Source organism: Collinsella sp. AF33-16 (genome assembly GCF_003475325.1).
GTDB lineage: Bacteria > Actinomycetota > Coriobacteriia > Coriobacteriales > Coriobacteriaceae > Collinsella.
In genome coordinates this window covers 55,001-77,377 of record NZ_QRQC01000009.1, presented here as the reverse complement: position 1 = coordinate 77,377, position 22,377 = coordinate 55,001, and the positions used below count along the sequence as shown (strand labels likewise).

At 60.2% G+C, this 22,377-nt stretch carries 9 protein-coding genes, 1 other RNA gene and 1 pseudogene; 9 read left to right on the top strand and 2 right to left on the bottom strand.

Annotated elements, in window-relative coordinates; translation table 11 throughout:
* Window positions 1–345: 345 nt before the first annotated feature.
* Both DWZ52_RS04800 and ffs read left to right on the top strand, forming a co-directional pair.
* Complete coding sequence (locus tag DWZ52_RS04800; protein WP_118385026.1) at window positions 346–7,935, top strand: Spy0128 family protein; 7,590 nt, start codon at window positions 346–348, stop codon at window positions 7,933–7,935.
* 94 nt (window positions 7,936–8,029) lie between these two features.
* An RNA gene (gene ffs, locus DWZ52_RS04795) (signal recognition particle sRNA small type) lies at window positions 8,030–8,125 on the top strand.
* 349 nt (window positions 8,126–8,474) lie between these two features.
* Here the strand turns inward: ffs and DWZ52_RS10325 are convergent.
* Both DWZ52_RS10325 and DWZ52_RS04785 read right to left on the bottom strand, forming a co-directional pair.
* A pseudogene (locus tag DWZ52_RS10325) lies at window positions 8,475–8,576 on the bottom strand (LPXTG cell wall anchor domain-containing protein); the annotation flags it as partial.
* Window positions 8,577–8,606: 30 nt separating this feature from the next.
* Entirely contained in the window at window positions 8,607–9,443 is an 837-nt protein-coding gene (locus DWZ52_RS04785) for a hypothetical protein (RefSeq protein WP_118385025.1), read from the bottom strand.
* A 209-nt stretch (window positions 9,444–9,652) separates the two neighbouring features.
* On the opposite strand from DWZ52_RS04785, the gene DWZ52_RS04780 reads away from it, so the two are divergent.
* From DWZ52_RS04780 to DWZ52_RS04750, 7 genes are all read left to right on the top strand, one after another.
* The gene (locus DWZ52_RS04780) at window positions 9,653–11,509 is read left to right on the top strand and encodes an ABC transporter ATP-binding protein (RefSeq protein WP_118385024.1); all 1,857 of its coding nucleotides are present in this window, start codon (window positions 9,653–9,655) and stop codon (window positions 11,507–11,509) included.
* Window positions 11,510–13,369 (top strand): ABC transporter ATP-binding protein, encoded by a 1,860-nt coding sequence (locus DWZ52_RS04775; RefSeq protein ID WP_118385023.1) that lies wholly within the window; start codon window positions 11,510–11,512, stop codon window positions 13,367–13,369.
* Between the two features lie 121 nt (window positions 13,370–13,490).
* On the top strand, window positions 13,491–14,042 hold the full coding sequence (gene bilS, locus DWZ52_RS04770) for a flavodoxin family protein BilS (RefSeq protein ID WP_117776536.1): 552 nt from the start codon (window positions 13,491–13,493) through the stop codon (window positions 14,040–14,042).
* A 749-nt stretch (window positions 14,043–14,791) separates the two neighbouring features.
* Window positions 14,792–15,349: a signal peptidase I gene (locus tag DWZ52_RS04765; protein WP_370448270.1), complete on the top strand. Its 558-nt coding sequence runs from the start codon at window positions 14,792–14,794 to the stop codon at window positions 15,347–15,349.
* A gap of 70 nt (window positions 15,350–15,419) precedes the next feature.
* Complete coding sequence (locus DWZ52_RS04760) at window positions 15,420–16,139, top strand: SipW-dependent-type signal peptide-containing protein (RefSeq protein WP_117648508.1); 720 nt, start codon at window positions 15,420–15,422, stop codon at window positions 16,137–16,139.
* A gap of 90 nt (window positions 16,140–16,229) precedes the next feature.
* Window positions 16,230–16,877 carry a hypothetical protein gene (locus tag DWZ52_RS04755; RefSeq protein ID WP_117648509.1) on the top strand — a complete coding sequence of 216 codons (648 nt, stop codon included), beginning with the start codon at window positions 16,230–16,232 and terminating at the stop codon, window positions 16,875–16,877.
* Window positions 16,878–16,880: 3 nt separating this feature from the next.
* The gene (locus tag DWZ52_RS04750; RefSeq protein WP_118385021.1) at window positions 16,881–22,376 is read left to right on the top strand and encodes a hypothetical protein; all 5,496 of its coding nucleotides are present in this window, start codon (window positions 16,881–16,883) and stop codon (window positions 22,374–22,376) included.
* The last annotated feature ends 1 nt before the right edge of the window (window position 22,377 follow it).

Below are 22,377 nucleotides of genomic sequence, written 5' to 3'. Positions count from 1 at the left end.
TTGCTCTTCGTTCAGTTGTTCGCCAATTAATCATGCCAATTAATTACCATTTCGGGCGAAGACGTGGATTATCTCCATGATGGGCCTCTTTGGTCATAATGTTGTCTTAAACTGTCCTTAATCAATAGATCGCTCGTGGGAAGAGAAGGCGACACCAGAGGGGGAGAAGGGAATTGGAGAGGAAAGTTTTCGGCGGGGGGGGGGCAGAGAGTCGCTGCTCTCTGCCTTGCGCTGGTTCTCGGCTTCGGATGTTTATCCGTTGGCGCGACGGCCGGTGTCGCATATGCGGCCACGGAATCGCGGACTGCGTATACTGCGGAGGAGTTTGAGATCACCCAGGACGGCGTGACCTATTCGTGCGAGACCACGGATAAGGGCACGGCGGAAATCACAGGTATTGTTGCCGACGACAGTGTGACCGCGGTGAGTGTGCCCAGCTCCATCGAGCATGGTGGCCAGACCTACAAAGTCACCAAACTTTATTTCTCGTCTGGTATCGTGGCCAAGAACGTTGAGCAGCTGACGCTTCCCGACACGCTCGAAAAAATGTACGGAGGGAATTTCCGGAGGTTCGCAAAGGTCAAGGAGCTCCATATCCCTGGCTCCATCAAGAACTTCGCTTGCTCGCTGCAAAACGCTGGCTCGCTCGAAAAGCTCTATTTCGATGAGGGCGTCGAGGAGATTAGCGCCAACATGATGGTCTATGGCTGCAGCAACCTTTCGGAGATCGATCTCCCCTCAACCCTCAAAATGATTTCGGGCTCGGGCGCCTTCGAGGGGGCTACGGCCCTCACAGGCATCGAGTTTCCAAAAGATGTCGCCTTCTCCGACACCATAACGGGCGTGTTCGAAGACTGCACGTCTCTGACAAGCGTGTCGTTGCCCGCTTCGGTTACCAAGATCCCCTCGCACATGTTTGACGGATGCACCTCTCTCACGTCCGTCACCGCGCTGAGCGAAATCGAGTCCATCGGTGATGGGGCGTTTCGGACTTGCTCGAGTTTGACTGGGATCGATTTCCCAGGCACATTGAAGAGCATCGGATCCTCTGCTTTCCAGGGGTGCGCCAGCCTGGTGAGCGTGCCCAATCTAAGCAAGGTGACAAAGATGGGCTGGGGGGCTTTTTACGAGTGCAAAAATCTGCAGGCGTCCGTGGATCTGTCCTCGCTTCAGAACATTCCGGACAATGCGTTCTGCTACACACCGGTTAAGATCGTGGGGCTTTGCGACAGCCTGAAGAGTATCGGTGAGTGGGCCTTTATCCAGAGCAACGTCGCCGTCCAGCTTCCCAGGACACTTGAGACAATTGGCAACTACGCCTTCTATTACGGCACGTTGCCGGAGCAGCTTTCCATTCCGGATTCCGTGACTTCCGTTGGCACGGCGGCCTTCTCGGGCGTAGGTGGCGTGAAGGATGTGACGATCGGGCGCGGCCTCACCGAAATACCCTCGGGTATGTTTGAAGGCAGCACGGTTAAAAAGATCACAATCGAAAACAGCATGGACGACATCAAAGGCTCGGAGAACCTCCCGTTCTTTGGCGTCGATATCGTCTACACGCGCGAGTCCATCGATGACGGCGTCGGCGGTACCGTGAGCGATGACAGCACCAAGACCCTTCAGGATCTGGTCGACGAGGCCCCCTATGACAAGGAAACCGTCATCACCCTGAAAAAGCACGTGAAGCTTGGCTCCACGCTCACGATTCCTGCCGGGAAGATGATTAAGATCACGTCGGATGAGCCCTATACCATCTTGGCAAAGAAAAGCGGCTTCTCCGTACTGGTCAATGTTGCCGAGGGGGCATCCCTCGAGCTGTCGGGGAAAGTGTCCCTGAGTGGTCGCTACAACAAGGGCGCCATTATTTCTAGCAGGGGAGCGGTTGTGCTCTCTGACGAGGCCGTTGTGTGCGACGGCGCTGCGAACACCGTCAATACGGGTGTCATCGACGTGTCGGGAGACAAGGCTTCGCTTACCATGACGGGCGGCGTTATCGAGCAGTGCGAACTTAAGGACGCGTATTGCGGCGCTGTCCACGCGAAAGACGGCGCTCATGTTGTCATGAAGGGCGGCGTTATCCGTAAGAATCACGTGTCTTTCTCCGCAGACGGCGATGGTAATTACCTTTCGTCTACCGGCATCATGCTGATGGGCGATGCCCACCTTGAGATGAGTAACGGCAGTATCGAGGATAACGCCGGCTATCAGGGCGGCGCGGTGGTCATGTACAGCGAGGCTCGTAACCAGAGAGCCTCCTTTGAGATGACCGGTGGTCAGCTTGTGCGCAACAGAGGCTATAAGCTTGGGAATCGAACTCCCTCCGGCGCAGTGCACGTCGAAGGGAATGCCGAGTTTACCCTCAAGGGCGGCAAGATCGAGGACAATATTGCGTATTCTGATGGCAAAGGCGGCGGAGTGTGCGTGGTCGATCGCGGCCTGCAGCAGGGTGGTAGGGACCATACCGCTTTCACTATGAAAGGTGGCTCCGTATCGGGTAACTCCGCTTCCGCCGGCGGAGGCATCTATACCTATTCAGATGACGTCAAGCTCAGTGCGGGCGAGATCAAGGACAATACTGCTCGGAATATGGGTGGCGGCGTATATAGCGAAGGCAACGAGTATCTCGTCTATAGCACGCTCCATATCGAAAACGCTCTCGTTGTTGATAACCATGCGAAAAAGCAGGGCGGCGGCATGTGGTTCTGCCCGACCGGAGATGCCAAGGTCTACGTCCAGAACGGTGGCCTGATCGCCAGGAACTCGGCCGATGAGGCGGGAGACGACCTCGTCTTCACCGGCTTCAAAGACGCCAAATACAAACTGACCTTGGCCAACCGCGCTCCGGGCGGCGGAAAGGTCAGCTGGTACAGAGACGGTGGGCTGTTTAACCCCGAAGGCACTTATGCGGAAACAAACACCGAAATCCCGCGATTCTCTCCCGACGGTGGCAACGGCGAGCCCCTGTCCTTTACCGACGCCACGCCGAACGTCGCGCTTAAATCTGTGATGAGCGAGGATGTGTATAACCTCGGCCGCGGTCAGACGTCGCTGACGATCTCTGGCAATACGGCCGAGCGGGGAGGCGGCATCGGCGCCAACGGCGGTGTCATCATCGGCAAGTCCGAGAACATCGACATTCCCATCAAAAAGGTCTGGGAGAACCCCAGGATTCCCCATCCTAATAAGGTCAAAGTAAATCTCAAGAACGGCGATACCGTCATCGATTCGATCACCCTGAGCGAGTCCAACGACTGGAAGGGCGTCTTCTCCAACCTGCCCGCGGGCGCGCACTACACCGTGTCCGAGGACCCCGTCGAGGGCTATGACTCCGCGGTCACCGGCGACGCCGAGCGCGGCTTCACCGTGACCAACACCTCCACGGCCAAGGTCTCGGTGCCCGTCGAGAAGAAGTGGGTCGGCCCGGCGGCCGAGAAGGCCACCGTGCGCCTGCTCGCCGACGGGAAGGACACCGGCGAGTCGGCCGAGCTGTCGAAGTCCAATAGCTGGAAGCACTCCTTCGAGGGCCTGCCCAAGTACTCCAAGTCCGGCTCCGTGATCGACTACGCCGTGGCCGAGGTGCCCGTCGAGGGCTACAGCTCGAAGGTCACCGGCGACGCCGAGCGCGGCTTCACCGTGACCAACACTGTGAAGACGGGCGAGCTCGACGTCTCCAAGACCGTCGTGGCGCGCGAGGGCCTGGCGGTCGACGCGGACAAGATATTTAAGTTTGTGGTTGAGGCCACCGATGCCGCAGGCCGCAACAAAGTGTCCGGCACCTACGGTGACGCGACGTTCGAGGACGGCAAGGCGACCCTCAAGCTCAAAGATGGCCAGACGGCGAGGATCACGGGGCTGCCCGCGGGAACCGCCTACACGGTGACCGAACGTGCCGCCGATGGCTACAAAGCCGCGGTGAACGGAGCCGAGGGATCCAGGGCCGATGGCTCCATCTCGGCCGATCAGGTCGCCTCCGCCGCCTTCACCAACACCTTCGACCCCGCCCCCGCCACGGTGTCCGTCCCCGAGCTCACCAAGGTGCTCGCGGGCGGCCGCAAGCCCGGCCTCCAGGAGGGGGAGTTCGCCTTTGAGCTCTCCCTCGCCGACGGTGCGGGCAATGTCCTCGAGGGCTACCCAATCGAGGCGAAGAATGACAAGGACGGCAAGGTTTCCTTTGGGGAGCTCAGCTTCACCAATCCGGGCACCTACCACGCGACCGTGACCGAGAAAGCAAGCGGCGATGTCCTGATTGAGGACGACGCGCATGCCTACACCTTCGACATCGCGGTGACTCAGACCGGTGCCGGCCTTAAGGCCGAGATCTCCAACGAGCGGGGCAAGAAGACCTTCACCAACACCTTCACGCCGCACGACAACACCAAGACCGTCACCAAGGCGAACGCCTCGGGCGCCAAGGTCGATGTGGATGGCAAGCCGGTGGGCGTGGGCGATATCCTCACCTATACCATCGGCTGGGCCAATAACAGCGTCGACGACAGGGGCGCCGCGCAGGCGGCCGACGTGACGGTGACCGATGTCCTGCCCAAGGGCGTTAACTATGTTGAGGGTTCTGCCGACGGTGCCGCCTACGACGCTGCGACGCGCACCCTTACCTGGTCGCTCGGCGAGCAGGCTGCGGGCGCCACGGGCACGCTCAGCTTTGACGTGAAGGTCTCCGCCGAAGCCGCCGTGGTCGACGACATCTCCAACACCGCCACGGTCAAGGTGGGGGAGAACGAATCCCAGACCAACACGACCCACAACAGCGTGTCCCGCGAGGGCAGCCTCACCGTCAAGAAGACGGTCGTCGGCGGCGACAGCCAACGCGAGTTCGGCTTTACGGTCGCGCTGACCGACGGGGACGGCGAGCCCGTCTCTGGCATCTTCGGCAAGGGCGAGCACGCCGTGACGTTCACGGACGGCAAGACGACCTTCACGCTTAAGGACGGCGGGGAGAAGGCCATCGACGGCCTGCCCGTGGGCGCGCGCTACACCGTGACCGAGGATGCCGCCGAGGGCTACACGACTGCTGTTAACGGGGCTGACGGCTCCAAGGCCGAGGGTGCCGTGACCGAGGACGGCGCGACCGTCGCGTTCACCAACACGTACGGAACGGCCACCGAGGGCAGGGACGTCTCCACCGCGGGACTCTTCACCAAGACACTCAAGGGACGCGACTGGGCGGAGGGCGACAGCTTCCAGTTCGCGCTCGCGGGCGAGGACGGCGCCCCCATGCCCGAGGGCTCTGCCGACGGCTCCAAGACCGTCAGCGTGACGGCCGCCGCCGGCACCAAGGCGGGCGATAGGGTCGCCTTCGACTTCGGCCCCATCCGCTACACGCTCGACGACATCAAGGACGCCGGGTTCGCCGAGGTCGGCGGCAAGCGCGTGCGCGCCAAGACCTTCACCTACACGGTGCGCGAGGTCAGGCCCGATGACGGCTCCGCCATCGCCGGTGTGGCCTACGACGGCCACGCCGCCACGATGACGGTGACCGTGACCGACGACGGCTCCGGCAACCTCACGGCCACGACGCCCGCAATCGCGCAGGCGAGCGGCGGCGACTTCGTCAACACCTACACGACCGAGCTCGACTACTCGGCCCGCGCGGGCGTGCGCCTGTCCAAGACGCTCTCCGGCCGCGCCATGGAGGCGGGGCAGTTCGCCTTCACCGTGACCGCGGACGCCGAGACGGCCGCCAAGCTCGGCCTCAAGACCGGCAAGGACGCCTACGCCGTGGCCGCTGCCGATGACGGTGCGGCCGACCTGGTCGACCTCATCGGCGGGACCGCGGGCAGCGACGTGAAGTTCACCGACGCCGATGCGGGCAAGACCTACAGCTTCACCGTTACCGAGACCAAGCTCGGCGGCGAGGGCTACACCAACGACACCGCGCCGCGCACGGTGACCATCGCGCCCGGCTACGACGCCGCGACGGGCAAGCTCACGGTCACGACCACAGTTGCCAAGGACGGCGTCGAGGTCGCCCGCAGCGAGGTCTCCACGGCGGATGACGCCACGGCGACGCCTGCGTTCGTGACAGTCGCGTTCGAGAACTCCTACGAGGCCACCGGAATGCTCGGCGGCGAGGGCGGCGCGGCTATCAACGCCACCAAGACGCTGACGGGTCGCGCCGCGGCGGCGGGCGAGTTCTCGTTCTCCGTCCGCGATGCCCGGGGCAACGTGGTCGCGACCGCGACCAACCAGGCCTCCGGCGACGGCGAGGCCGCGGGACTTGCGTTCTCGCCTATTGCCTACACTACTGACGCGCTCGAGCGGATGGCGGGAGACGGTACCGCCACCAAGGCCGCCGACGGCTCCTGGGTCATTCCCTATACCGTTTCCGAGGACGGTACGGACCGGCTGCCTGCGGGCGTGACGGCGGCCACGTCGAGCTTCGGCATCACGGTCAAGGTGACCGATAACGGCAAGGGCGGGCTGGATGTGGCCGTGACCTACCCCGAGGGCTCCGACAGCACGCTGTCGTTTGTGAATGCCTATAGCGCCGGCGAGGCGAGGGTCGATCTCGCGGGCACCAAGACGCTGGCGCTTAGCCAAGCCGGACTCGGCCTCACGCAGGCCGACATTGCGGGCAAGTACACCTTTAAGATTGAGCCGCTGGACGGCGCGCCCGCGCCGATCGACGCCTCCGGCAAGACGGTGACCGAGGCGGCCAACGACGCCGCCGGTAACGTCGCGCTGGGCCACGTCACGTTTAAGCAGCCGAGCGACCTCGATGACGTCGAGATCGACGGCGGCGGCCTGCGCACCAAGACGTTCACCTACCGGGTGAGCGAGTCCGGTTCGGTCGACGGCGTGGTCAATGACGCGACGGCAACCAGGACCTTCATGGTCAGGGTGGTCGAGGACACCGCCGCGGGCACGCTTGTCGCGAAGGTCCTGCCCGCAGAGGGCACGCCCGAGGGCAGGGGCGCGTTCGAGTTCACCAACACCTACGGCGTGAACCCGACGCCGAGCTCCGTCACCGACCAGATCAAAGTGAGCAAGAAGCTCGAGGGCCGTGATTTGGCCGAGGGCGAGTTTGAGTTCCAGCTGGTCGAGATTGCCGCTGACGGCAGCGAGAGCGTCGTGGCGACGGGCAAGAACGCCGCCGACGGCACGGTCGCGCTCAGCCCCGTCACCTACACCGCGCCCGGCACGCACGGCTACGAGCTGCGCGAGGTCGCCGGCACGGCGGGCGGCGTGACGTACGACAAGACGACGTACCGCGTGCGCACGACGGTCACCGATGCCAAAAACGGCACGCTCGCCGTCAAGCACGAGCTCATGGATGCCGAGGGCAATCCCACGGGCGACGACTCGGTGACGTTCACCAACGGCTACGAGGCCGCACCTGTCACCCTCAGGCTGGGCGCCGCCAAGGTGCTCAAGGGCGCCGAGCTCAAGGCGGGCCAGTTTGGCTTTGAGCTCAAGGGCCGGGACGGCAAGGTCATGTCGACCGCCAAGAATACCGCCGACGGCAGCGTCGTGTTCGATGCGCTGACCTTCAAGCGGGCCGGCACCTACACCTTCACGGTGAGCGAGGTCGACGACGGCCAGGCGCATGTGACCTACGACAAGGCGGTGCACAAGATCGTCGTCACGGTGAGCGACGAGGCAGCAGGCGGCACCAAGACGGGCTACCTGTCGGCGAAGGTCTCCTACGAGGGCGACGCCAACATGCCGCCGGTCTTCACCAACAGCTACGTCGAGGAGCCCGGCACCCCCGAGAACCCCGAGAACCCCGGCACGCCGGGCGGCGGCTCGGGCGGCGGTTCCGATAACGGCTCCGGCGGAGGCTCCGGCGGCGACGGCTCCAAGGGCGGTATGCCCGACACCGGCGACCGCAGCCTGCCGGTTGAGGCGCTCGGCGCCATGGCCGGCATCGGCGCGCTGGCCGTCGCGGGTGGCGCGGTCCTGTACCGCAAGCGCCGCTAGCGATGTGCACGAGTGGGGCGAATCCATCCGATGGGTTCGCCCCACTTGCCCTGCTGGACGGGAGCAGGTAAGATATACCGAGCGCCTAGCGCGTTCGATGGGTTCGGATGACGACATGTTCCGAATCTGGTCAGGTCCGGAAGGAAGCAGCCATAAGGAGCCTCTGTCGGGCATCCGAATCCATCGAGCGCACGGGCGCTTTTTTGGTGCCGCGATGCGGTCCCGGTGCCGGCGGGCTGGTTGGTGTCTCGCTGGTCCTCGGCTTTGCCTGCGGGATCGCTCGACTACCAAACAGCCCGCCGGCACCGGGACCGCATCGTCCAAAAATCACCCGTAAAGGCGCGTTAGCCTAATTAAATCTATCCCTTAAGGAATGCTGCTCGTTGGCGTTGTTTGGAGCGCGGTGGCGATGCGCTTCAAGAGACAGCGGCATTACCATTTGTTTTTACAAGTAAAGAGGCTCGTTTCCCTGGGTTGGGGAAACGGGCCTCGTTTTGTTTCTGGGCTTGTGGATTGGCGAAGACAATAACCGCTGGCAGCTACCTTGAGTTCTTGATACGGCGTACGCCCGCGGCGGTTATTCCGAGGCCTGCGGCGGCGATTCCTGCGAGTGCGATTGCGCTCGGCGCTGAGTCTCCCGTGTTCGCGAGCTTGCCAGTGGTCGTATTTGCTTACTTGGTGGAGCTCGATGGAGCGTATTTGCCGGTCGCGGGCGAGCTGGCGGGCTGTGCCGTTTCGGCCGGCTGCGCTGAGCTGGAGGGTTTTGTCGTCTCGGCGGGTTTCGTTATTTCGGGTGAGGTGGCCTTGTCTGCCGCGGCTTTCGCCTCTTCGTATGCCTTGCAGGCGTCGTCATAGGCCGCTTGCGCCTTTTCCAAATCGCCGAGGAGCGCATTTCGCTTGGCTATGTCCTCGTCGATGTGGGCTTTGGCTTCCTCTGCCTCACTTTCGAAATACTGAACCTGTCTTTCCTGGCTTTCGAGCCGGCGTTGGCAGTGGTGAAGATCATCTTCACAAGATTTTTCTCGCCTTTCTGCCGACATGATCTCACTTCGCAACTGCTTAATAGTTTCGTTAGAAGCTCCGTCGTCGATTGCCTTATTTAATTCCGCCTGAAGGCCGCTTGTCCGGTTGTGGGCCTCATCGTATTTGGCTTGGGCTGCATCGACGTTCGCTTGCATGGCGGGAAGGGGTTCCCTCCGTTTGGCGGCTTCCGTCACCACCATGTCGTAGATCTCTTGAAAAGCGGCAATGTCATCATCGATTTCCGCAAGTTTCTCGGGACTTGCGGCGTCTTTTGCGGCCTCGAGGGTTTTGAGCGCTTCCTGCATGGCTGCATACGCTTTTTCTTTTGCGGCGGCCGCGTCTTCCGTCTGCAAGGCAACTGCACCGGTGGGGGAGCTGGTTTCCGCCGCGATCGCCGTTACGGGGGCGATTCCCGCGGCGAGTGCCGCGGAAAGGGCGATGCCCAAGGTTGCTCGTCTTGCTCTTCTTGCGAGAATGTCGTTCATCTCGGCACCTCATTTCAAGGGTCGGCGACTAACTTGGTAGCACTAATGTAAGTATACCAAGCGATTGGCCCGCCACTGGCTGGGTGTGCGCGTATGCTCCTCTGAAAACTGAATCCCGTTAGAAATGACGAGTTGTTTACGCTTCTTTTGGGGTGGCGGTGCTATCATGGTTCGAATTGAATGTGGATGATGATAGGGAGCGCCTATACATGATTGAGCTGCTCAGGCGTTTTGGTGGTAAGTTTCGCCGGTATATGGTGATCGGCCCAGCGTGCAAGCTGATCGAAGTGATTTTTGACCTGCTGACGCCGCTGGTGATTGCCCAGATGATCGATAAGGGTATTGGCGCATACGATGTCAACGCCGTTATCCACTACGGCATGGTACTTGGCGCCATGGCTGTGATCGGCATCTCGTTTACGCTCGTCTGCCAAAAGATGGCGGCGCTCACCTCGCAGGGCATGGGTACTGACATTCGCGGCGCACTCTACCAGCACATCAACAAGCTGAGCTATGCCGAACTCGATCGCTTTGGCACGCCGTCGCTTATCACCCGCATCACCAACGACGTCAACCAGGTGCAGCTTGCCGTGGCGCTGGGCGTGCGCATGCTCATCCGCTGGCCCTTCTTGGCGGTGGGCTCTATGTGCGCGGCCCTTGCCATCGACCTTAAGCTCGGCATGATCTTTTTGATTTGCACGCCCGCCATCGGCCTGGTGTTTTGGTTTGTCATGGCGCGCTGCATTCCCTACTACAAGCAGCTGCAGGCAAAGCTCGACCGCATCGCGCTTATCTGCCGCGAGGGGCTTTCGGGCGCCCGCGTTGTTCGCGCCTTTGTGCGTGAGGACCACGAGCGCGAGCGTTTTGCCCAAGCCGCCGATGACCAGGCCAATACCGCCATCGCGGTGGGCAAGCTCTCGTCAATCCTTAATCCCGTCACGTTTTTGGTGATGAACCTGGGCGTGTGCGCCATCCTGTGGGTGGGCGGCATCCAGGTCAACGTGGGCGAGCTCACGCAGGGTCAGGTCATGGCGTTTGTGAACTACATGACGCAGACCCTGACCTCCATCGTGTACGTCGCCAACCTGGTCGTGGTCTTTACCAAGGCGAGCGCCAGCGCGTCGCGTATCAACGAGGTGCTCAATTGCGTGCCGAGCATTACCGACGAGGGCAATCAGCCGGTCGCACTGCCCGAGCCGAGCGAACTGGCGGGTGGCGCTGTTCCGGTCCCCGCGCTGAGCTTGAGCCACGCGAGCTTCTCCTTTGGCGCTGGCGCTGCCAACGCCGTCAACGATGTGACCCTGGAGCTCCCGCTGGGCAAGACGCTTGGCATTATTGGCGGTACGGGCAGCGGCAAGTCCACGCTCGTCTCGCTTATCCCGCGCCTGTACGATGCAGGCGCCGGCAGCGTGTGCGTGATGGGTGCCGACGTGCGCGCTTGGCCGCTCGACCAGCTGCGCCATGTGGTTGCGACTGTTCCGCAGCGTGCGTCGCTGGTGAGCGGCACCATCCGCAGCAACCTGACCTGGCGTGACGAGTCGGCGACCGACGAGGAGCTCTGGGCAGCGCTCGATATGGCGCAGGCGAGCGAGTTCGTGCGCAACAAGCCGCAGGGGCTCGACGCCCCGGTCGAGGCGGGCGGCAAGAACTTCAGCGGCGGTCAGCGTCAGCGCTTGACCATCGCGCGCGCCCTGGTGGGCTCGCCACAGGTCCTGATCATGGATGACTCTGCCTCGGCGCTCGACTTTAAGACCGACGCGGCGCTTCGCCATGCCATTCGCGAGCGCAGCGTGCGTGGTGCCGCCGAGGGTGGGCTGCCGCTCACGACCGTCATCGTGAGCCAGCGCGTCTCGACCGTACGCGACGCCGACATGATCTGCGTGCTCGACCACGGCTCGGTTGCGGGCCTGGGCACGCATGACGAGCTGTGTGCAAGCTGCCAGCTCTATCGCGAGATTTGCCAGTCGCAGCTGCGCCGCGAGGAACTCGAGGGCCAGCAGGGGAGCACGACGCCCGCGTCCGCTCCGACCGCCCCCGCATCCGTCTGCGCAAAGGAGGGCTGCTAAATGAATCCGTACACTTCTTCCGGTTCGGTCGCCACGATGACCGCCAACGTGTCCGGCAACGATAGCCTCAACGATCTGGGTGACGGCCCGCGTCAGCCCGGCGACCCCGAGCGCTACCCCGTGAGCGCGGTGACTCGCCGTCTGCTGGGCTACGTCCGTCCGCATCGCATTTCGTTTACGGCGTCGTTTGTGAGCGCTGCCATCTCGGTGATCTTGCAGCTCTATACGCCTATTCTCATCGGCGAGGGCATCGACCTGATCGTCGCCGCCAGGCAGGTGGACTTCGATGCGCTGCTGCCGCTTGTCACCAAGCTCGCGATTGTCGTCGTAGGTGCTGCGGCTTTCCAGTGGCTGCAGGGCTATTGCGTTAACCGCTTGTCCTACGAGACGGTGCTCGACATGCGCGTGGAGGCGAGCGACAAGCTCAGCCGCATGCCGCTCGGCTTTATCGACAGCCATGCCCACGGCGACCTCATGAGCCGCGTGGTCAACGACGTCGATCAGGTGGGCGACGGTCTGCTGCAGGGCTTCACGCAGCTCTTTACCGGCGTTATTACCATCGTGGGCACGCTCGCGTTTATGCTCTCCATCAACCTGACCATGACGCTTGTGGTGGTGCTCGTCACACCGCTTTCCATCTTTGCGGCCGGCGCCATCGCCAAGCTCTCAAATAAGAGCTTTACGGCCCAACAGCGCATCCAGGGCCAGCTCGGCGGCCATATCGAGGGGTATGTGGGCGAGCAAAAGCTTGTCGACGCCTTTGCCTATGGCCCGAGCGCTCAGCAGCGCTTCGACGCCCTCAACGCCGAGCTTTATGCGGCAGGCGAGCGCGCGCAGTTTATGGGCTCGCTTTCCAACCCCGGTACGCGCTTTATCAACAACATCATCTACGCTGTGGTCGCCGTGATCGGCTGCGTGGGCGTGATCACGGGCGTGCCGGCGGCGCTCACGGTGGGCGGCGTGCAGATCTTCCTGTCCTACGCCAACCAGTACACTAAGCCGTTCAACGAGGTCACGAACGTCATCACGCAGATCCAGACCGCGTACGCCTCGGCGCGCCGCATGTTTGCGTTGCTTGATGCGCGCGAGCAGGAGCCCGACGCGGCGGATGCCGTGGAGCTTGTCGCCCCGCAGGGCGAGGTGACCTTTGAACACGTGGACTTTAGCTATGTGCCCGACCGCAAGCTGCTGCAGGATATCTGCATCGAGGCCAAACCCGGTACGCGCTTTGCCCTCGTCGGTCCCACGGGCTGTGGCAAGACGACGCTCATCAATCTGCTGCTGCGCTTTTACGATATCGATGCTGGGCGCATCGCGGTCGATGGTCGCTCCTCGCGTGACTACACGCGCGCGAGCCTGCGCCGCGCCTTTGGCATGGTGCTGCAGGACGCCTGGCTGTTCGAGGGCACGGTGGCCGAAAACATTGCCTACGGTTGCCCCGATGCCACGCGCGAGCAGATTGTCGAGGCCGCCAAGCGCGCGCACGCGCACAAGTTTATCGTGCAGCTGCCAGGCGGCTACGATACGGTGATCGGCGAGGACGGCGGCACGTTTAGCCAAGGTCAAAAACAGCTGCTGTGCATCGCGCGCGTCATGCTCACCGATCCGGCGATTCTGCTGCTGGACGAGGCAACGTCGAGCATCGATACGCGTACCGAGCTGCAGGTGCAGGCGGCATTCGACGAGCTCATGGCTGGCCGCACGAGCTTTGTCGTGGCACACCGCCTGTCGACGATTCGCAACGCCGATTGCATCTTGGTAATGCGCGATGGCGAGATTATCGAGCGCGGCACGCACGACGAGCTGCTGGCGGCTGACGGCTTCTATGCCGAGCTTTATCGTAGCCAGTTTGCCCAGTAGGGCCCAGTAGGGGCTGCCGATTAGCGGCAGATGGTTTACATCTGCGTCGATAGTACTAAGATATGCTTTTAATAAATTGCATTAGTGGCTATAGTTTTGGGGGAAACGAGGCAACGTGACTATGACGTGCGCTTTGGTGGTTAACAGCAAGAGCGGTAATACCAGGATGGTTTCGGGCGCGATCAAGCGCGCTCTGCAGGCTGCGGGCGTTGAGTTTGTCCATGCCGCGGCGTTGAGCGACGATGCGGATGCAGATCAGGTTGCGCTCGAGGCGCAGGGCGCCTGCGCGGCCGACACGGTGCTCGTCGGTTTTTGGTGCGACAAGGGCGCGTGCACGCCTTCGGTCGCGGCGTTGCTCTCTGCCTTGCACGGCAAGCGCGTGTTCCTGTTTGGCACCTGCGGCTTTGGGGCCGACCAGAGCTATTACCAGCAGATTGTCGACCGCGTAACTTCCAATCTGGCCGAGGATGCCGAGCTTGCGGGCTGGGCGATGTGCCAGGGCAAGATGGGCCCCGCGGTCAAGCAGCGCTACGAGGCCATGCTTGAGCAAGATCCCGACAATGCACGCGCTAAGTTGCTGCTCGACAACTGGGTTGCCGCGAAGGACCACCCCACCAAGGAGGACCTGGACAACATGGCCGTAGTCGCAAAGAAGGCCGTGCTGGGAGAGTAGCTTCGCCGTTCGCGGTCCTTCGTGCAAAACAATACAAATGTGAAAGCCTCGAAGTTCTCGAGGCTTTTTTCGTGACACGAGGGCGCCCCTTTATTGATGGAAGGCCTAATAAGCTGATTGCTCTATGCCCGGATGTGTGCGGAGTGGGATGGGATTTCCGGATGGGTGGGGTTTCGGAAAATGCGTCCCGGAATTTGCCTTTGGAATGGGATGCGGTTTCCCGTTGAGGGTCTTGGCGGAAAGTGCGACCCGGAATTTGTGATCGGAGTGGGATGTGGTTTCCCGACGGGGGCACAAGCGGAAGCCGTATCCCACTCCGGACGGGAATTCTGGGACACAGTTCTCAGAGGATTATGGGCTGCGAACTACATGGGGCCGTCATAAAACTCCGGTAAAAGGGGGTCGGAAATAAATGGCACTTCCAGTAGTTTCTTTTAATGTGGGGGGGGGGTACCATTATTTTAGTTTCGCAAAAAATCGATCCCTCTATGGGGAAGTTGCGTAGGGGGTTAGTCACAGATATTGGATAGAACAGACTAATTTGGGGATAAATGACCACTTACGCCAAAATAGGTAGCATTTGGCGACAAAACATTGAAAAATGTGTAGCACATCGCTATGTTTTTATTACGAAAAGATTCCAAATTGGCTTATTTCGGACTCACTTTTCAAGCGCCTTGCGGTTCCTGTTGAAACTTGCTGACCTTTGGATGGGTCGAATAGGGCCTCAAGGGGGATGAATTATCACTTTGGCTGCGCGTAGACTCAAACGATTTATTGCACTTTTGAGTAGCTTGGCGTTCGCGCTTGTCATAGCCCTTGCCGTTGTTTCTTTTGTGCCTCGCGCATTTGGATACATGCCCTTTGCTGTGCTCTCGGGCTCTATGGAACCCGAGCTTCCCGTTGGCTCCATGGTGTTTGTTCGCCAGGTTGAGCCAGCGGATATTGCCGTGGGTGACAATGCAACCTTTTACCGATCGGATGGCGCCGTGGTGACGCACCAGGTGTACGAGATCGACCCTGCTGCGCAGATGATCGGCACGCAGGGCATTGCAAACAAAAATGCAGACGGAAGCATCATGCACGATGCCGAGCAGACGCCATTTTCGCGCGTGATCGGCACTGTTTCCTTTCGTGTCCCTTACCTGGGCTTCGTCAACGCTTATTGCACGACGATGCCTGGTTTGCTTGTTGTGGTGGCCGTTCTGGCGCTGCTGATCACGGCGTCGATAGTGCTCGATCGGATGGTTCCCGACGAGCCTGCGGGCAAGCATGCCCGTGTGCATGAGAGGGAGCGGCGTTCATAGCGGCAGGGAAAAGCGTCGGCGGCGGTAGGGGCCGTTGCCGGGGAAGACGATTCTCGAAAGGAAGAGAACGATGGAAAACAAGAAGAAAAAGCGCTACGGCATCATTGCCGCCCTGTTGCTGTTGGTGCTGGCTGCCGGCGTTGGTACCTACGCCTGGCTGTCGGCGACCCAAACCAAGGTGAATGAGTTCACGGTTGGCAGCATCGACAAGCCTGAAGTGAAGCCCGACCCTGATCAGCCGAACAAGCCCGGCACTGATTCCACGGACCCCTCAGTGGATGGTTATCTGTTCGAGACCAAATGGACCGATAACTCCAAGATGATTCCCGGCACCACCATCAATAAGAACCCCAACGTCGGCATCGGCAAGGATTCCGATAGCTCCTATGTGTTCATCTATGTGAAGAACGCAATTGTGAAGACAGACGCCGAAAACGCCCTTGCCAAGACCCCGTACTTCACCCTTAATTCCAACTGGAAACCGGTTGCTACTGACCAGGTGAAGACCAACGGTAGCGAAGGCCAGTACGTGAGCGGTCTGTTCATGTATACCGCTGATGGCACCAGCACTCCTGCAGAGCTTACTCCCGCTGATGGCAAGGCTGCTTACACCGGTGAGCTGTTCAGCACCGTGCATATCCCGGCTGGCATGAACAATACGGATGTTGTTCAAGGTCCCGCTATGACAGTCTCCTGCTACATCTTCGGTGCCGACCAGAAGGGCGACAAGGCCGATGCTGCCACCAACGCCCTTGAGCAGGCCAAGGAATGGGCTAAGACTCAGGCTTAATCCCCCCTCCACCGAGATCCCGGCCCGCTCCCCATCCCCATTTTCGGGCCGGGATCTCGGTCCCCCTTTGATCGACGACTGGCGAACGTAATGCTCAACAATCTTTCCAACAATCAGAAACGCACCTTGGCGCTTGCCGCGATGGCGTTGTTGGCCCTGGCGTGCCTGTGCGGCACGCTGGCTTTCACCGTTGATATGGTTCCGGCGAACAACGTTCTATCGTTTGGCAGCGTGAAGGTACGAGTCTGCGAATACACGCTCAACGAGCATGGCGAGGAGATTCCGTTTGAGCCCAACGAGCACGGGGACTATCCCGACACCAAGGCCGGGGGCTCTGACATCAGCCGCATTGTGCGCGTGGAGAACGTCGGCGCGCAGCCTGAGTACGTTCGCGCGCGCCTACGCATGACGTCAGTGGCACCCGACGGTTCGAGTGCGGATGCTTCGGGCAGCGTTGCGTTTCATGTGAACGCGGGCGAGGGGTCCCCGTGGATCGACGGCGGCGATGGGTGGTACTACTACCGCGGATTGGCCGGGCGTGGCGGCACGCTCGACCCCGGCGCCATGACGGAAAGCCTCATGGACTCGCTGCGCTTTGTGGGCGACTACCACGATGCCGCGCGCGGCGGCTCATTCAGGCTCGATATCGATGTTCAGGCCGTGCAGGCCAAAAACCAGCAGGCAAGCGATACCGCCCTCGACGTACTTGACGTTGTGGGTTGGCCGGAGGCGAACTAGCCTATGAAGATCAAGAACATGAACCGGGGCGTGCTTAGCAGGCTAGTTGCCGTCGCGACGATTGCCCTTTGCTGCGTTATGGCGCTGCCGACGGCGGTGCATGCCGAGGATGTGCCCGAGGCCAAAACCGAATTCCACATCAAAAACGAGGCTGACTTTTTGTCGTGTGTGGCGCTGTCGCGCGAGCGCGATACGTCCGGCTGGCACGTATATCTCGATAACGACATTGAGCTCGACAGCGACGACATGAAGACCATTGTCTCGCACACCGTTAAGCATCTGTCGTTTGGCAACAAGGAGCATCCGTTTAAGGGCGTGTTCGATGGTCAAAACCACACCGTTGAGGGCCTGAACTACGATAAAGACGCTTTTGACCCCGAGCGCGATACGGGATTTTTTGCCGAGACCAACGGTGCCACCATCAAAAACTTCCTGGTCAAGGACGCCAACGTGTGGGCGGACTTCCGCGGTGGCATTATCGTGGGCAAGGCCGTCAATACGCGCTTCGAAAACGTTATGGTCATGGAGAGCACGCTGCACGTGACCTGCGCCAACAATGCTCTCAACCTCATTACCAACGCAGGCTTTGAGGGCGGTCTCATCGTCGGCGAGCTCGACGGCTGCACCCTCTACAACTGCGAGGTCCGTGGCGGCCGTGCCGTCAACAATACGACCTCGGGCGTGCAGGCGCTCGGCGGTGAGGGTCTGTATATGGCGGCGTTTGCCGGCTACGTTAAGAACTCGACTATCGAGTACTGCCGCGTGACGCCGACGCGTAAGGACGACGGCTCGATTGCCGAGAAGGGCATGACCGACGTCACCAATAAGTACGACGTGGCCATTGGCGCCCTGGGCGGCAACAACGTGTATGCCTCGGGTTTTGTGGGCTGTATGGCGGGTGACGCCAAGATTATCGACTGCTTCTCGACGGCGCAGTGCTACAGCTATGCCGCGTCGTACGTGGGCGTCGTCGCCGTGACGCGCGCGTGGACGGGTGGCTTGGCGGGTCGTATTCTAACCGAAAAGGGCAACGAGCTCGTCCGAAGCCATTTTGCGGGTGACTTGAGCTCGCGTCAGTATAATCCCATCGCCGTGATCCCCATCATTCAAAACGATGTGAACCTGGGCGGTATTGCTGCGCGCGCCAACAAGGGTGACGCCACGGTTACCGAATGCTACTTTAAGCCGAGCGTGAGCCTAAACGGCAGCAGCCAGGGCAACCCTGCCAAAAAGAAAATCCCCTCGTTTGGCGGCGACGGCATCATCAAGGGCGATGGCTATGGTCCGTGGGATGACGAACGCTACACCACGCGCGAGCTGTGGGAAGAGCACGACTACGACTTCTGTGCCGGCACCATGCGCTCGACCGCTAACGACAAGGCCCTGGGTGCCCCGCACCCCAATGAGTGGGCGATGGATTACAAGCTGAAAATTCCCGTGCATGGCCAAAGCGTTAAGGCGACGATCGATTTTCCCGGTGCGGGCACCGCGACAATCGAGAAGACCAAACTTGGCAAAGACCAGGCGACCTCGGATCCGTACGCCTTTGCCGTGAGCGCCGTGCTGGCGGGAACGGCCCAAGGCCTGGCCCAGGGCGATACATCGGTAACGTTTAAGCAGGATACCTCCGCAAAGCCAGAGGGTTTGACCGAGGCCAACGGCGGCTACCGCTTTATGGGCTGGTTCCGTGAGCCCGGAGTCAATGTGAACCGTATCGATGCCGATAACGCCTGGTTTAACGGCAAGACCGATGCCGATGCCGTTAAGGCTGGCAAGCAGGTCCAGAAGAACGAAGCGCACGAGATAACGTCGAGCTATACCGCCGATAACGCGAAGGGGGCCGAGGCCTTTAAGGGCAACGACCTGTTTATTGCTTCGTACGAGGCGCAGGTACTGTTCTATAACGTCAAGGGCGAGACGCTCGCGTGGCAGAGCGGCGAGGAGCACGACAAGTCGACGGACTGGTACCGCTATGGCGTCGGTTTAACGCCGGCTGCCCCTGCGGACCGCGGCACTCTTTCTGCCAGCGCCACCTTTATCGGTTGGACGACGCAGCCGAGTGGCGAGGCCGGGATGCATGGCGGTTACGCGGCCATCACCTCGCCTGAGCTTGCCGAGTTAAAAAACGCCGGTGCGTTCTATCCTGCCGGCACCGAGATCACTGTGCTTGGCCCTACCGATTTTTATCCGGTGTACACCGACTATGTGTCGAACATCATGACGGTGTTTGAGGGCAATGAGCAGGATGCAACCGACGATCAGACTCGGCGCGACGGTGTGGGCAAAACTGACGTTAAGGTTGAGACTGCAGAAGATGGCACAAGCGCGTATACCGTACAGGTGCTCGACGTATCCGGTAAAGCTATATCCGAGGAGGGCCAGCTGCCCGACGGCTATCGTTTCCTGGGTTGGTATGAAAACAAGCAGGCTGCCGATGGATCCCCGGTTGATGTTCGCGTGAGCCGCGATCCGAGCTACAAGCTTCCCGGCAATGTGGACCTGACCGTTCCGCATACCTATACCGCACGCTTTGAGTACCGCGTGGATTACTACATCCGGGCATTCACAAATAGCGGTCTAACGGACAGCAAGCTCCTCTGCTCGGTTTGGAATAAGTACAAGTCGCCCTTTGAGGAAAACGTTGGCGCGACATATGTTCGTGAAAACATTGTCCATTGGGGTGCTGGTACGGATGATTCCGCTCACGTGTTACACGATGATAAGAATCCAGCGGATAAGTGCACTACGGTTCTCTCTGATGCGACGCGAATCGTTGCGCCTATTAACGCCTACTCGCATAATGTGCGTAACGACACTGGCGCAAATACTATCAAGGATATGATTGCCGACACTGATTTTCCAGGAGCCGGTAAACTGAGTGATGAGTGGAAAGCGTCAAGTATTAAAGTTCAATTTTCCCCCGCACATGATAGGTACCACTTCAGTTTTTGGACGCTCGAAAGACCCGACGACGGTTCTTGGACGTATATAGAGAATCCTTTTTCGAGTGCTGTTTTAACGACAGAGCAATATTATGTCCGCGCCATGGTGACCACGGACGTCAACTTCTATGACAAGGATGGCAACGTAAAGCAGGCTGCTACTCGACGCTATGAAAGCAACTTGCTTCAGCAGAAAACGGCGGAAGGTAAAGATCCGACGTTCCTGTATTGCTATCCGCATCTCTATAAGGATAGGACGGTTAATACAAGGCCCTACGACGGAAAGGATGGTGACGTCAATCCCAGTCTGACACTCGAAGCCTCTCCGACCGATGCCGACATGGCCGTGCCTGGCTATAAGTTCCTGGGCTGGATTTCGACCGCCGAGGTTCAGAAGGATTCTGACGTCTGGAAGTATATCTACGACGTCGCCGGCGACTCCTATGTGACGAGTGATCCGGATAAGGCAGAGCCGTATCTGGCGACCGACGAGTCCAAGGTCACCCAGTGGCAGGATGCCTATCCCGTCTACGCAAAGTACGACGTCAGCTACACCACCAACCTGCATCGCGCAGGTTTTGAGGGTACGGACAAGGTCAATGTGCCTAGCTACAACATCGCTCCCGTTATCAACGCGGACACCAATCCTGCTACGGCAACGGTGACCCCTGACGTTACGACGCCGGTTTATAAAGCAGGCGGTGAGCTGTATAAGTTGCAGAAGGTTGAGATCGAGCTTCCGAACGGCGAGATCAAGACGCTTCCCTACGATGTGGAGCATGGTACTTGCTCTTATCCGGTGGAACCTGGCGGAGCCTATACATTCGTGGCGTACTATTCGCCGTTGGCGGTTGTGTACCACCTCAATGCCACGGATGTGGACGGCAAAGTTGCTCAGCAAGACGATATGCTCGGCAACCTTAATGGCGGCATCCCGAAGCCTACTTATGACGTCAGCACTATCGATGCGGATACAGGCAAGTTCAACGTCTTCGTGGGCTGGACGGAAGCCGAGCCGGCACCTGGCAAGGGCTATGTCGCTTGGTCAGAGGGCATCCGTATGGTGAGTGCTTCTACCGTGGTCAAGGCCCCCATGGAGCTGTACCCGGTCTACCGTCCCAGCCTGGTTACCGTTCAATCGAACATTGACTCTAAACTTGCGAATCCCGATCTTGTCCGTAGCCTCGGCCGCACTGATTCCGGCGACCAGATTTCTCTTGAGGTCAAGGCCGCCGAGGAGGTTGAGGGCACTGACGGCACCAAGTACGACTTTGTCGGCTGGTCGCGCGATTATGTCAATGACGGGCAGTACACCCTGATGACTGACGATGAGAAGTATCCCCTCGAGGGCAGCGAGCCCTTTGAGAGCGTGACCTACACTGCGGTGTACAAGAAGACGCCGCTTAAAGTGCGCTATCACGACACCGAAGGCAACGTCATCTACACCGCTACGGTAGACCCGAACGATACGAGTGTTCTGCGTGGCCAGGATGGCAATGCCGGCTTTGTTCAGACAGTTAAGGTGCCCAAGATGGACGAGAACGGCAACCCGGTCTATGACGACAAGGGTGAACCCGTCATGGAGCCAAAGGAAGTGGCCTACGATCCCGAAGCCTACTCCGCAATCGTCGCATTCCTGGGCGAGCGAGCGGATAGCAGCTTGAAGGAGTTGTTCTTGGAGTGGCAGTGGGTTAATGGCGACAAAGCTGTGGCGTGGAGCGACTTCAAGGGTAAACCGGTTACAGCCAACATGGATTTGTATCCGGTGACGTATAAGGTCGTCGCTAACGACACATCGGACGATGCGAGCCCTAAGAATGTGACCGGGCAGCTCAAGTGGTTGCTTGATCCCAATGCCGCGAACACGATAGATGACAAGAGCGATAAGGCGCCGTTCAAGGCTTGCTTTGCAAAGCCCTTCATGGGCACGCAACTGACGGTGCACGTTGACCGCGTGGGCTATGGTCTTCCTGGCCAGACTCCTGCGCCTGTCAACGGGAAGTATGTCTCGCTTTACAGTTCGGGTTCAGGCGAGGGCTCGTTTGAGCTGACGAATCGTTTGGACTACAAGCTCACGGGCGACGGCACTCAGAGCGATGGCAATGCGGTGTTCGATTTCGCCGCTACGCATACGCTCAAGATCGTCAAGCAAACCCAGGATAGCTGGGCGAAGGGCAAGACGTTCCGCTTCAAGGTTTCCCGGGCCGGCATGGACGGCAACGCCTTGGAGGAGCGCACGGTTGAGGTAACGGTGTCATCGGATGCGCAGCTGAAGGACGGTTCCGCCTGGTACTCCGGCGCTATCGAGCTTGCGGTCCCGGCGGGTATCTACACCGTCGAGGAGGATTCAGCGTGGGCATGGCGCTACAGCAGCCAGATCGGCGTCCCTGGCAAGCAGCCGGGCGATAAGGCGCAGGCGACTATCTCCGCTGCATCGAGCGCGAACGATGCCACGTTCACCTGCACGAACACGCGTGTGAACGACAAATGGATCGACGGCAGCAATCGTGCCCATAACGTTTGGAGCAACGGCAACGTAGCAAAGAAGGAGGATTAGC

Coding starts and splice junctions, on each gene's coding strand:
- DWZ52_RS04785 (WP_118385025.1), bottom strand. CDS start 9,443: ATGAACGACATTCTCGCAAGAAGAGCAAGACGAGCAACCTTGGGCATC.
- DWZ52_RS04780 (WP_118385024.1), top strand. CDS start 9,653: ATGATTGAGCTGCTCAGGCGTTTTGGTGGTAAGTTTCGCCGGTATATG.
- DWZ52_RS04775 (WP_118385023.1), top strand. CDS start 11,510: ATGAATCCGTACACTTCTTCCGGTTCGGTCGCCACGATGACCGCCAAC.
- bilS (WP_117776536.1), top strand. CDS start 13,491: ATGACGTGCGCTTTGGTGGTTAACAGCAAGAGCGGTAATACCAGGATG.
- DWZ52_RS04760 (WP_117648508.1), top strand. CDS start 15,420: ATGGAAAACAAGAAGAAAAAGCGCTACGGCATCATTGCCGCCCTGTTG.
- DWZ52_RS04755 (WP_117648509.1), top strand. CDS start 16,230: ATGCTCAACAATCTTTCCAACAATCAGAAACGCACCTTGGCGCTTGCC.
- DWZ52_RS04750 (WP_118385021.1), top strand. CDS start 16,881: ATGAAGATCAAGAACATGAACCGGGGCGTGCTTAGCAGGCTAGTTGCC.